General features: G+C 52.4%; 14 protein-coding genes. 7 read left to right on the top strand and 7 right to left on the bottom strand.

Features of this window, described 5'->3' with window-relative positions:
• Window positions 1-88 precede the first annotated feature (88 nt).
• The 3 genes from E7Z62_01055 to E7Z62_01045 are packed head-to-tail and all read right to left on the bottom strand — an operon-like array spanning window position 89 to window position 2,721.
• Window positions 89-484, bottom strand: coding sequence for an Rrf2 family transcriptional regulator (locus E7Z62_01055; GenBank protein MBE6521710.1), 396 nt, complete (start codon window positions 482-484; stop codon window positions 89-91).
• 9 nt (window positions 485-493) lie between these two features.
• Window positions 494-1,420: a cysteine synthase A gene (cysK, locus tag E7Z62_01050; protein ID MBE6521709.1), complete on the bottom strand. Its 927-nt coding sequence runs from the start codon at window positions 1,418-1,420 to the stop codon at window positions 494-496.
• A gap of 5 nt (window positions 1,421-1,425) precedes the next feature.
• The gene (locus tag E7Z62_01045) at window positions 1,426-2,721 is read right to left on the bottom strand and encodes an O-acetylhomoserine aminocarboxypropyltransferase/cysteine synthase (GenBank protein ID MBE6521708.1); all 1,296 of its coding nucleotides are present in this window, start codon (window positions 2,719-2,721) and stop codon (window positions 1,426-1,428) included.
• A 103-nt stretch (window positions 2,722-2,824) separates the two neighbouring features.
• Between E7Z62_01045 and metA the strand changes: the two genes are divergently transcribed.
• The 4 genes from metA to E7Z62_01025 are packed head-to-tail and all read left to right on the top strand — an operon-like array spanning window position 2,825 to window position 5,892.
• The gene (metA, locus tag E7Z62_01040) at window positions 2,825-3,751 is read left to right on the top strand and encodes a homoserine O-succinyltransferase (protein ID MBE6521707.1); all 927 of its coding nucleotides are present in this window, start codon (window positions 2,825-2,827) and stop codon (window positions 3,749-3,751) included.
• A 4-nt stretch (window positions 3,752-3,755) separates the two neighbouring features.
• Window positions 3,756-4,937 carry a cysteine desulfurase NifS gene (gene nifS, locus E7Z62_01035; GenBank protein ID MBE6521706.1) on the top strand — a complete coding sequence of 394 codons (1,182 nt, stop codon included), beginning with the start codon at window positions 3,756-3,758 and terminating at the stop codon, window positions 4,935-4,937.
• A 2-nt stretch (window positions 4,938-4,939) separates the two neighbouring features.
• On the top strand, window positions 4,940-5,380 hold the full coding sequence (gene nifU / locus E7Z62_01030; protein ID MBE6521705.1) for a Fe-S cluster assembly scaffold protein NifU: 441 nt from the start codon (window positions 4,940-4,942) through the stop codon (window positions 5,378-5,380).
• Window positions 5,377-5,892 carry a hypothetical protein gene (locus tag E7Z62_01025; GenBank protein ID MBE6521704.1) on the top strand — a complete coding sequence of 172 codons (516 nt, stop codon included), beginning with the start codon at window positions 5,377-5,379 and terminating at the stop codon, window positions 5,890-5,892. Before nifU ends, E7Z62_01025 begins: the two co-directional genes overlap by 4 nt.
• Here the strand turns inward: E7Z62_01025 and gltS are convergent.
• From gltS to E7Z62_01005, 4 genes are all read right to left on the bottom strand, one after another.
• Window positions 5,873-7,048, bottom strand: a complete 1,176-nt coding sequence (gene gltS, locus E7Z62_01020) for a sodium/glutamate symporter (protein MBE6521703.1) — start codon at window positions 7,046-7,048, stop codon at window positions 5,873-5,875. The genes E7Z62_01025 and gltS overlap by 20 nt on opposite strands.
• Window positions 7,049-7,066: 18 nt before the next feature.
• A complete protein-coding gene (locus E7Z62_01015; protein MBE6521702.1) occupies window positions 7,067-7,573 on the bottom strand; it encodes a flavodoxin family protein in 507 nt (168 codons plus the stop codon).
• 702 nt (window positions 7,574-8,275) lie between these two features.
• Window positions 8,276-8,623, bottom strand: a complete 348-nt coding sequence (locus E7Z62_01010; GenBank protein MBE6521701.1) for a hypothetical protein — start codon at window positions 8,621-8,623, stop codon at window positions 8,276-8,278.
• Window positions 8,624-8,855: 232 nt separating this feature from the next.
• Window positions 8,856-9,050 (bottom strand): hypothetical protein, encoded by a 195-nt coding sequence (locus E7Z62_01005; protein MBE6521700.1) that lies wholly within the window; start codon window positions 9,048-9,050, stop codon window positions 8,856-8,858.
• 227 nt (window positions 9,051-9,277) lie between these two features.
• On the opposite strand from E7Z62_01005, the gene E7Z62_01000 reads away from it, so the two are divergent.
• The 3 genes from E7Z62_01000 to E7Z62_00990 all read left to right on the top strand — a co-directional run bounded on the left by E7Z62_01000 (window position 9,278) and on the right by E7Z62_00990 (window position 11,936).
• Window positions 9,278-9,961 carry an RlmE family RNA methyltransferase gene (locus tag E7Z62_01000; GenBank protein MBE6521699.1) on the top strand — a complete coding sequence of 228 codons (684 nt, stop codon included), beginning with the start codon at window positions 9,278-9,280 and terminating at the stop codon, window positions 9,959-9,961.
• Window positions 9,958-10,584, top strand: coding sequence for a fumarylacetoacetate hydrolase family protein (locus E7Z62_00995; protein MBE6521698.1), 627 nt, complete (start codon window positions 9,958-9,960; stop codon window positions 10,582-10,584). Before E7Z62_01000 ends, E7Z62_00995 begins: the two co-directional genes overlap by 4 nt.
• A 131-nt stretch (window positions 10,585-10,715) precedes the next feature.
• Window positions 10,716-11,936, top strand: a complete 1,221-nt coding sequence (locus E7Z62_00990) for an ATP-binding protein (protein ID MBE6521697.1) — start codon at window positions 10,716-10,718, stop codon at window positions 11,934-11,936.
• Window positions 11,937-12,086: the final 150 nt, after the last annotated feature.

Genomic DNA, 12,086 nt, shown 5'->3' with positions numbered 1-12,086 from the left:
CCTCTGAAAGAGGATATGGGCACCAGGTTTTTATGAGTTCGGATGGTGACTTAATGAAATACAACAAGTCTAGATTGTGAAAGAATGTTCAGAGTAGGTCCGTCAGCCTGACGGTGTCCAGATAATCGGATATTATCCCGTCGAGCTTCCTCCACATCGGAAGGGTCTTGCATGTGTCCGCCTTGGCGCAGACGAAGCCTTCGTTGAGGCATGCCACGGGGGCGAGCTGGTCCTCGGAGACTTTGAGTATCTCGCCCACCGTGTATTGGTCGGCAGGCTTGGACAGCTTGTATCCGCCGCCCTTGCCCGCGACCCCGGTCACAAGACCGGATTCCTTGAGGTTCGGCATTATGGCCTCAAGGTACTTGAGTGACAGTCCCTGTCTGTTGGCGATATCCTTGAGGGGTACGACCGCACCTTCCCCCTGCTCGGCCATGTCGAGCATGACGCGCAATGCGTACCTTCCCTTTGTGGATACCAACAGACTCATGTCTCATTCCTCGAACAGTGCTGTGGACAGATATCTCTCTCCAGTGTCGGCAAGGATGGCGACGATGTTCTTTCCCTCGTTCGCTGGATCCTTGGCCAGCTGGATCGCGGCTGTGATGGCTGCCCCTGCGGAGATTCCCACAAGGACCCCTTCCGTCTTTCCGACGAGCCTTCCGTTGACGAAGGCGTCGTTGTCCTCCACTGCGATGACCTGATCGTAGATCTTTGTGTCCAGTGTGTCGGGGACGAATCCTGCTCCGATTCCCTGTATCTTGTGGGGTCCGGTCTTTCCTTCGGACAGCAACGGTGAACCTTTGGGTTCCACTGCGACCACCTTAACACTAGGAATCTTAGATTTAAGATACTTTCCGGCTCCGGTAATGGTACCTCCAGTTCCGACTCCGGCGACGAGGATGTCCACCTTTCCGTTGAGATCCTTGCAGATCTCGGGACCTGTGGTCTTGAAATGGATCTCGGGGTTGGCAGGGTTGACGAACTGTCCGGGTATGACCGAGTTGGGTATCTCCTTGGAGAGCTCCTCAGCTTTGGCGACGGCTCCCTTCATTCCCTTGGCTCCCTCTGTGAGGACGAGCTCCGCTCCGTATGCCTTGATGAGCTTGCGGCGCTCGATGGACATGGTCTCGGGCATCACGATCTTGATCTTGTATCCCCTGGCGGTCGCGATGGATGCCAGAGCGATACCGGTGTTCCCGGATGTGGGTTCGATGAGGATGGTGTCCTTGTTGATCTTGCCCTGCTTCTCGAGCTCGTCGATCATCGCCTTCGCGATCCTGTCCTTGACGGATCCAGCGGGGTTGAAGTACTCCATCTTACCGAAGATCTTGGCCTTGAGGCCCAGTTCCTTCTCCAGGTTTGTGAATTCCACCAGAGGTGTGTTTCCGATTGTCTCGTCGATTGATTTGTAAAGCATTGATTTCACTCCTTGACTGCTTCGAATGCGTTTTTGAGATCGTTTATGATGTCGTCGATGTGCTCCGTACCGATGGAGAGACGGATGGTGTTTGGCTTGATGCCGCTCGCCAGAAGGTCCTTCTCCTCCATCTGCGAGTGCGTGGTGGATGCGGGGTGGATCACCAGGGATTTCACATCCGCGACGTTCGCTAGCAGGGAGAACAGCTGGAGGGACTCCGTGAACTTCTTGGCCTTCTGGGCATCTCCTTTGAGCTCGAAGGTGAAGATGGATCCGGCCCCTTTCGGGAAGTATCTGTCATAGAGCTCCTTCTTCGCACCGGTCTCCAGGGAAGGATGGTTGACCTTCTCCACCTGGGGGTGGTTCTTCAGGAACTCCACGACCTTCAGGGCGTTCTCGATATGGCGTTCGGTACGCAGGGACAGCGTCTCCAGCCCTAGCAGCAGCAGGAACGAGTTGAAAGGTGAGATGGCGGCCCCCTGGTCCCTCATGAGGGTGGTACGGATCTTCACGACGAATGCCGCCTTGCCGACGGCCTCGGTGAATACCACTCCGTGATAGGATGGGTTGGGCTTCGAGAGCGTGGGGAACTTGTCGTTCTGCGCCCAATCGAAGTTTCCGCTGTCGACGATCACTCCTCCCATTGCGACACCGTGCCCTCCGATGAACTTGGTAGCGGAGTGCACCACGATGTCTGCGCCGTGCTCGATGGGCCTGAATACGGAGGGCGGACTGAATGTGCTGTCGACGATGAGCGGGATCCCGTTCTCGTGGGCGATCTTGGAGATCGCATCGATGTCGGCGACATCGGAGTTCGGGTTGCCCAGGATCTCGGTGTAGAGCAGCTTGGTGTTGGGTTTAATGGCTTTCCTGAAGTTCTCGGGGTCGGAAGGGTCCACGAAGGTGGTCTCGATTCCCTGTTCCCTGAGGGTGTTGGCCAGAAGGTTGAAGGTACCGCCGTAGACGTTGGCAGAGGAGACGACGTGGTCCCCTGCGAGGGCGATGTTCTGTATCGAATATGTGATCGCAGCCGATCCCGATGCGGTGGCGAGCGCGGCTACCCCTCCTTCGAGTGCAGTGATCCTCTCTTCGAACACCGAGGATGTGGGGTTCATCAGTCTTGTGTAGATGTTTCCCGGTTCCGTGAGGGCGAAACGTCCGGCTGCCGTTGCGGAGTCCTTGAAGACATAGGATGTAGTCATATAGATGGGTACTGCGCGGGAGTCGGTCGCAGGATCGGCCTTCTCCTGACCAGCATGTACCTGCAAAGTCTCGAGTTTGTATCCATTCGGTGTTGTCATTTGATCACCGGGGCCTACAACACACAAGATGATTAAAAACCTACCTATTAAATTGGTAGGAATTACTAAATACACAATTTGGATTAGACCTTGTGGTGATGATATGCCGATAAACATTCCCGACGGACTTCCCGCCTTCTCCCAATTGGAGAAGGAGAACATATTCGTCATGAAAGAGACAAGGGCTCTCAGTCAGGACATCAGGCCCCTTAAGATTGCGATACTCAATCTGATGCCCACCAAAGTGGAGACTGAGATACAGCTAATGAGGTTGCTCAGCAACACTCCTCTGCAGATTGACATAACCCTATTGGTCCCTGCCTCCCACGAATCGAAGCATATCTCCCGCGAGTATCTGGACAGGTTCTACAAAACTTTCGATGACATCAGACATGAGAACCTGGACGGCATGATCATCACCGGGGCCCCTTTAGAGGATATAGAATATGAAGAGGTGGACTATTGGCCGGAACTCAAGGAGATCATGGACTGGTCCAAGCACCATGTGGTGACCACCGTCTACATCTGCTGGGCATCTCTCGCCGGACTCTATCATCACTACGGCATCCAGAAGCATGCGCTCCCCAAGAAGAAGGCGGGTATCTTCGAATACAGGAACCTCGCCCCCACAGAGCCCCTGCTCAGAGGGGTGGACGATGTCTTCAGGGTCCCCCAGTCAAGGTATGCGACCGTGGATCTGGACGATGTACTCAAGGACCCCAGGCTGCACGTGGCCGCAGTTGACTCCGAAAGGGATCCGGCCATAATCATCTCCGACGATCTGGAGATATTCATCACCGGTCACATGGAATACGACGTCAACACACTGGCCAACGAATACCAGAGGGATGTCGATAAGGGAATCGAGCCCGCATTCCCGCTCAATTACTATCCCGGGGACGATCCCCGTTTCGATCCTATACTGAGCTGGCGCAGCTATTCGACGCTGATCTTCACGAATTGGCTGAATTACTACGTCTACCAGCTCACACCTTACGATCTGAAGAGCAAAGAAAGAATCAGAGGATGACCTAATGCAGAGTGTATATCTAGATAATGCTGCGACCGCACGTATGAGGAAGGAGGCGCTGGACGCCATGATGCCTTATTTCATGGAGGAGTATGCGAACCCTTCGAGCATCCACGCCATGTCGAGGAACCCCAGGGCGGCCGTCAAGAAGGCAAGGGAGCAGATCGCTTCATGTATCGGTGCCGAACCGTCGGAGATATTCTTCACGTCCGGCGGAACGGAATCGGACAACTGGGCCCTGATAGGGACGATGGAGATGCTGGAGAAGAAAGGGAAGCATCTGATCATCTCCACCATCGAGCACCACGCGATACTGGAGACCGCGGTCTACCTCGAGAAGAGGGGATTCGAGGTCACCAGGGTCGGAGTGGATTCAGAAGGTATCATCAGGATGGATGAGCTGGAGAAGGCCATCAGGCCTGATACCGTCCTCATATCCGTGATGACCGCCAACAACGAGATCGGTTCCATACAGCCTATCGCCGCCATAGGAAAGCTCGCCCACGAGAAGGGTATCCTGTTCCATACCGATGCCGTACAGGCCTTCGGACACATACCCTTGGATGTCGGTAAGATGAACATCGATATGCTCAGTGCCAGCGGTCACAAGTTCGGTGGCCCGAAGGGGGTAGGTTTCCTCTATATCAAGAAAGGGATTAGGCTTCCCTCCTTCATGCACGGAGGGGAGCAGGAGGAGGGCCGCAGGGCCGGTACCACCAACGTCCCCGGAGTCGTCGGGATGGGTGTCGCTGCCGAGATCTCATGTAGGGAGATGCCCGACACCATCACAAAGCTCTCAGAGCTCCGCGACCATCTCATCGACCGCGTTCTGAAGGAGATCCCGTACTCTAGGCTGAACGGATCAAGGGACAAGAGGCTCCCGAGCAACGCGGATTTCAGCTTCGAGTTCATCGAGGGAGAGTCGATGCTGATGAGCCTCGGCATGAAGGGAGTGTACATCTCGACCGGTTCCGCATGTGCGTCTGGTTCGTTGGACCCTTCCCATGTCCTTTTGGGGATCGGACTCCCCCATGAGATCGCCCACGGTTCCATCAGGGTATCGATCCCGGAGGGAACGACGATGGAGCAGATCGATTATGCAGCGGATTCCCTCAAACAGACGGTGGAGACAATGAGGTCGCTCTCCCCGCTCTATGACGATTTCATCAAGAAACAGAAGGTATGATCATGTACGACGGAGAATACAGCGATAAGGTCATCGACCATTTCACCAACCCCAGGAATGTGGGGGAGATCGAGAACGCGTCTGGAGTGGGAACTGTCGGGAACGCGAAGTGCGGGGACATCATGAGGATATTCCTCGACATCGACGAGAACGGGATTATCAGGGACTGCAAGTTCAAGACATTCGGCTGCGGAGCGGCCGTCGCGAGCAGCAGCATGGCCACCGAGATGGTCAAAGGGAAATCCGTGCAGGAGGCTATGGAAATCACCAACAAGGCCGTCATGCAGGCATTGGACGGTCTACCGGTCGTGAAGATACACTGCTCCCTCCTTGCGGAGGAGGCGATCCATGCCGCACTTTGGGATTACTGTCAGAAGAGCGGTACCATCATCGAGGGGCTGAAGCCTCCGAAGGCGGATATCAACGACGAGTGTCCGTTATGAACGGGGAGGAGCTTTTCTCCAGGGCCGTGACGACTGTTCAGGAGATGTATCTGAAGATTGGGGATTCCTACGGGAGCGTGTCGCTTTACTATCCCTTCGAGGGGGATTCCCCCATCGAGGAGGAGTTCCGCAGAGCTTCTGAAAAGGATTTCCCCGACATGGTCCTGGAGAGGCTCCCTCAGCGCCTGAGGGTAACTGTCAACGAGAAGGACTGCGTCCGTATCTCGAGACTGCCGATGAAGAGGACGATGGTCGATGTCGTGTCGGCCACCAAGGGCGGTATGGATATCGAGAAGGTCAAGGGGTTCATCAAGGAGAGGTATCCGGAGTCGCTCATATCGAAGTCGGGGTACATCGATTTCGATTGGATACTCCTCTTCCCCGAAGAATTAGATGATGATGTCTATTGTCTCTCTGAGGAGCTGGGGCAGGTGACATACCACAGGTTCTCAAGGGAAGAATACCTGGCGCTGGGCTTCGAACTGCCCGGTGTCAGAGAATGTTCAGCATGACGGTCAGTATCGTCACGTTTACCAGGTCGGTGAAAACGCCCCCAACCAAAGGTATCAGGAAATAGGCCATGGGTGCAGGTCCGAATTCCTTCGTTATAGCTTCGATATTGGCCACAGCGTTGGGGATCGCACCCATACCGAATCCCATGAATCCCGCAGTAAGAGCCGCCGATTCGTAATTCTTTCCGGTCGCTCTGAAGACGATATAATAGACGAACAGGGCGAGGGCCACTCCCTGTATGATCAATGTAATCACCATCACCGCGGCGAGGTCCGCCAGCTGCCAGAGTTTGATCATCATCAGCGCTATGGCGAGGAACAGGCTGAGGCAGACCCATCCCGTGGTCTCTATCTCCCTTACCGGGAGCTCATAACCCAAGGCATCCGCTGCATTCCTGACGATGACGGCCACGATCAGCGCACCCAAGTATGTGGGCAGGGATATGCCGAGGTTGAAGAACAGGTCGTTGACCAGGGTGCCCAATCCCAAACACAATACTATCAGTATCATCCCTATGAGGAATCCGTGAGCGGACATCTCCCTGTTGGATTCGCTCACTATGAAGCTCTCTCCGACAGGGGTGAGGGAATGGTTCCTAATCCTTTTCTTTGCGATCGGACCGCCTATGATCCCGGCGATGGCGAGACCGAATGTAGCGGAGGCGATCGCGACCACATCCGCACCTTCAAGATGGTAATCGTTCACGAGGACCTGCCCGTAAGCGGCCGCCGTTCCGTGTCCTCCGAACAGGGAGATGGAACCGAGCGCAAGCCCGTACTTCGGATCCATACCGAACAGGCTGGCACAGAGCGGTCCCAAGGTATCCTGCATCAGGATGATCACGGCCACGAGGGCGATCAGGATCATCAGCATCTTACCTCCCGACTTGAGCATCGAGAAGGATGCAAGGAATCCTATCGAACAGAAGAATGCCCTCATGCAGATCTCTTTTATCGTCTCATCGAACGTGATCTCCGCTACGTCCCCGACGTGAAGGACCAGCAATATCAAGGAGAACGCTAGACCTCCGACGACTGCGGCGGGTATGCAGAAACGCCTGAGGAGTTCCGAGCGCTTCACCATCCATACCCCGACGATAAGAACGACAGCCCCTAATGCAGTCGTCTCATACATGTCGAGGAACAGAAATTGCACTTATATCCCTTCCCGCTATCAGTTTATGGATGCCCCAAGGTCGTATGCCGCCTGTGCGGAGCCCGAGCCAAGGACCTCTCCGAGGCTGTTCCATCCCACGCTGTCGACGTAGTTGCGGTACCATGTCACCGACTCATTGTACTGGGGGTCGTCGGATGTCATCAGCAGGGCGCAGTCCCTCTGACATGCCTCGTATCCGTATTTGGCGAAGACCGCTATCATGCGGTCCACAGCGGTCTTGAGGACTCCGGAGATGCCCAGGAAGTATACGGGTGATGACAGGACGACCACATCGCATGTCATGAATGCGTCGTAGATCTGCTTCATCTCGTCCTTCTGGGCGCAGGGATCCGCATTGCGTGAGCAGCCCATACAGGCCATGCATCCGCGGATCGTCATGGTCTGAAGATAGAATTCTTTCACAGTGTTTCCTGATGCCTTGGCCCCGTCCGTGAAGGATTTGACCAGTGATGATGTGTTCCCGTTCTTCCTCGGGGAACCGTTGAGAATGATGATATTCGCCATTTCGCTCGATTCAAGAATCAGATGTTCGAATATAATTTGTGTGAGGCTCAGTGTTGAAGGAACTCAGATCAGAATATGCGAGAATATGGTGCACGCGGGGGGAGCTGAGCTCTCCTCACGGGCTTTAACCTGTGTTTTACTTGGTAAACCGCGTGCTGGCACGGTTCTGTATGACGTGTCGGCTATTACACCGGCGCGAACGTGAATTAACCCGTTCCACCCTTGCGGGCGCTTATACTTACCCATGCCGTCCGGCGCTATTAACACCGGCTTTCGTGCCATGCGGCACGACCTATGCGTCACATACGCGGCGCAACACACTTTCTCTTACGAGTCAGATATGCTTAAGGCAATGAGACTATTCATCCAATGTATATAAAGCGAATCTATATTTGGTCAGTAATTGTGCAAATAAAACAAAAATCTTTTAAAATTATTCATTTTTGATATGATATCCCGCTTTCCTAAAGCTTTCCTTTAGCTACTCTCCTTCAAGAATGCAAAACTCTGGATGTCTCGGGATTTTAATCGGCCCCCGTTTTTCAAGGATCTCTATTGCTCTCTCGAAGTTAGATACTGCCTCCTCGGTGCTTAGATCTAGGTCCATGAAGAAACTCTCGGTTGCCATTTTTTGTCACCTATTGTCTTCATTTTTACTGTTGATATTTAATATAGCGGTCGGTTCGTTGGTTTTTAGATTAATTAAGGGAGCGGTTCTGGTTCTTCAGGACCGCTTAATTTGTTTAGATAAAAGCAATCATTTGTAGCTGGTTTTTTTTCTTTATTGAATGCTATTGATTTGAATCCATGTTTTTCATAGTAGCCCGTCATTATGGGGTCGCAGTCTACACGAATCAATTTACATCCTACTTCTTTTTTCACGTTTCTGAATACCTTCAGGGCACTATTCATCATGGATTCTCCAAAACCTGGGGCTGACGATTCTGATCTGCATAGCTGCCCAAGTAAGTGTGTCTGCAGTATTCTAGAGTCTGGATCCATATTCATTCTCTTTTGCAGGTTTTTAGATACAGATGTATTTTCACTCAATTGTAGACTTTTTAATCCAATTGAATAGAATCCAAGAATGACACCTTTAGATTCATCGTATACGATATACGTTCTCGAAAGGTCTCTTTTCTCAAATTCAATAGAGCGTTCGAATAGAAAACGCTCTAAATCCGGACTCTATTTGCATTCAAACGTGTGTAGGAAGGCCTGTAGTTGAGATTGTTCAAGCGTTTTCAACGCGTCCAACAATTGAATTGTCTTGATTTTAGAATCAATCATCTCCGACATTGTATCCCATATTTTTGAAAGAAGCTCTAGCTTCTTCAGCTGTTAAAATCGGAATATCGCAGTCATCGGTGATCTTTATGCCTCCCCGTTGATCATAATGCTCAATAGCCTTCAGCATATTCTCGCATTTCTCCTCGGTGTCGAGGACCATATCTTCAAGGAAGCTTTCGGTGGCCATTTGTTCACCTATTGTCTTCATTTTTACTATTGATATTTAATACAGCGGTCGATTCGTTGGTTTTACGTATCAATGTGCATCATTTTGCGTGAAGTCTTTGAATCAGTTTTGACCAGAGAGCGGCACAGTCGGTTATTTCTAAGGATGAAGCACGGTCTTTGATGTTCTTATATGACTTCAAGTCAGACTGCAAACCCCATTAATAGGAGAATCTCCTAATCAGATTCATGGCCGATCTCCACGACCGTTGGGTCGCTGAAAGAAGGAACGAGCATTATTACAAGCTCGCCAAGAAGCTCAACTATCGTTCCAGGGCATCCTTCAAGCTCATTCAGATAGATGAGAGGTTCGGCATATTCAAGGAGGGGGATTCCGTCGTGGACCTGGGAGCATGTCCCGGCGGATGGTGTCAGGTCGCCAAGGAGAGGACCTGGCCGAACGGGCATGTCATCGGCGTCGATCTAAGGTACATCAAACCTTTGGACGGGGTGGAGTTCATCATCGGCGACATCACCGAGGATTCCACCATGAGGGAGCTCCTCGAGAGGTTCAACGGGAAGGCCGATGTCATCCTGTCGGACATGGCCCCGAACATCGCGGGCCATTACTCCACCGACCATGCGAGGTCGATCAATCTGTGCATGTTCGCCGTGAACGTCTGCGACCGCATCCTGAAGAAGGAAGGTAAACTGGTAATGAAGGTCTTCATGGGAGATATGTTCGATTCCCTGAAATCCGAATTGGAGAAGAGGTTCCAATCGGTGAAGGTCCATTCTCCGGATGCTTCAAGGCCCACATCTTCCGAGGTCTACGTCATCTGTCAGGGGTTCTACGGCAAGACCGTCAAGCTGAAGGACGTGTCCGAGAAGGAGAAGAAACCCGAGTTCACTGTCAAGGGCGGGTTCATATGAGGCCCACCAAGATCGTCTGCGTGGGATGGAACTACAGATCCCACATCAAGGAGCTGAAATCGAAGCTCCCCGAGGAGCCCACCATTTTCTTCAAGCCCGTCAGCTGCCTGATCGGTAACGGCGATGACATCGTCATCCCGAAAGGGGTCACCAACGTGCAGCACGAGGTCGAGCTTGCGCTGATCTACGGGAAGGAATGCAAGCATGTTCCCGAGGAGGATGCGATGTCGTACATCTCCCACGTGGCGGTGTTCAACGACGTCTCCGCCAGAGATATGCAGTGGAAGGCCCGCGATGAGGGGAACACATGGGATCTTGCCAAGGGTATGGACACGTTCGGGCCGATGTCGGAGCCTGTTCCTGTGAAGGACGCGGGGGATCTGCAGAACCTTGAGCTCGAGCTCACCGTCAACGGAGAGGTCAGACAGAAGGGGAACACCGCGAACATGATCTTCACCCTGCCTTGGTTGGTCTCGTATGTGTCGAGGTACATCACCATGTACGAAGGGGACATCCTGATCACCGGTACGCCCGAGGGAGTGTCGGAGATAAGACCCGGGGATATTGTATGTGCCAGGATTCAGAATGTCGGTGTCCTGACCAATAATGTGAGAGCCGAGTGACTGTCGTTACTTCGTGGGAACAATGTAGGAAACACGATTCTCTTCCTGAATTTCATAAAAGTAAATTTGATATTCTATAACATATCAAATCAAAAATCAATTTATATAGTGATATTATATAACATATCAATATGGAAGAATGCTTGGTACCCCGTCCTGTATACCAATCCCTTCTGATGAGGTCTGTGCAATCGCCGACTATCAAGGTTATAGTGGGCATGAGGCGTACAGGTAAATCCAAACTCCTGAAGCTTCTGATGAAGGATCTGGTGGAATCGGGGACGTCTGCTGACAGGATCTATTACCGCAAGTTTGATGAGGAGTTGGATGATGAGAGGCCCGATTTACGCGGACTCATTGACGATGTCAAATCGAAGGTACAGGTCGGTGAGGGGGCATTCATCCTTCTCGATGAGATGCAGGACATCGAAGGATGGGAGCGTGCTGTGGAATCGTTCTATGATTCCGGCGCCAATGTTTTCATAACCGGTTCCAACGCGAATATGCTGTCATCGCAACTGGCGACCAAACTCTCAGGAAGATACATCGAGATACAGGTGTATCCTCTGACCTTCAGGGAGTTCGTGGAGTTCAGGAGGAGCCGTGGCGACCAATCGGATGAGGATGCACTGGTCAGGCGTTTCCAGGATTCAGGTTCTCTTCCGGCCGTGGCGCTGATGGACGAGGATGACACGGACCTGATAGACATGATGCTTTCAGGAACATTCGATACCGTTTTCGTCAAGGATGTAATACAGCGCAATGAGATCAGGAACCCTGCCAAGATCGTGAACCTGAATCGTTACATGATGCGCAGCATCGGAGACAGGGTGTCGGTCAGATCGGCAGCAGGGTATCTTACAAGCACCTCATCGCCCACCAATCCGGAGACCGTTGACGGATACATATCGATGCTGGAATCCGCCTTGTTGTTCTACCGTTCCAAGAGGATGGATTCGAAGACCAAGGAATATCTTCGCACGACGGACAAGTTCTACTGTACAGATATCGGAATCAGGAACAGGACGGTGCCCGTCCGCCCAGACGATATCGACGGTATCATGGAGAACATAGTGTTCATTGAGCTGAAGAAGAAGTATGGGGACGTGGCCACCTACGATGTGAATGGCAAAGAGGTCGATTTCGTGGTGTGGACGCCTAAGTACAAGGCCTACTACCAAGTGTGCTCCGATGCATTTTCCGCTGATACCTTCAGGAGAGAGCTGGCGCCGCTGAGGGCGATAGACGACAATTATCCGAAGTTCCTGCTATGCAAGGGTAAGACCATGATGGATGAAGCCGAAGGGATAAGGATCGTCGATTACGACGAGTGGGTTAAGGATCCTTTATGAGCACGGGCATGTACAGGAATTGCGTCCTAGGCTGTCTCGGGGATCAGGCACCGGGGCAGGGCAGAGCGATGATACAGAACGTGTTTACGCTCATGAACACCGTCGGATCCGGGCGAAAATTGACAGTTCTCAATAGTCTGGTGCCATCTT

The organism is Thermoplasmata archaeon (genome assembly GCA_015063285.1).
In the GTDB taxonomy this organism is placed as follows: Archaea; Thermoplasmatota; Thermoplasmata; order Methanomassiliicoccales; family Methanomethylophilaceae; genus Methanoprimaticola.
The sequence above is the reverse complement of the archived record's forward strand: the minus strand, read 5'-3'. Positions and strand labels throughout refer to the sequence as shown.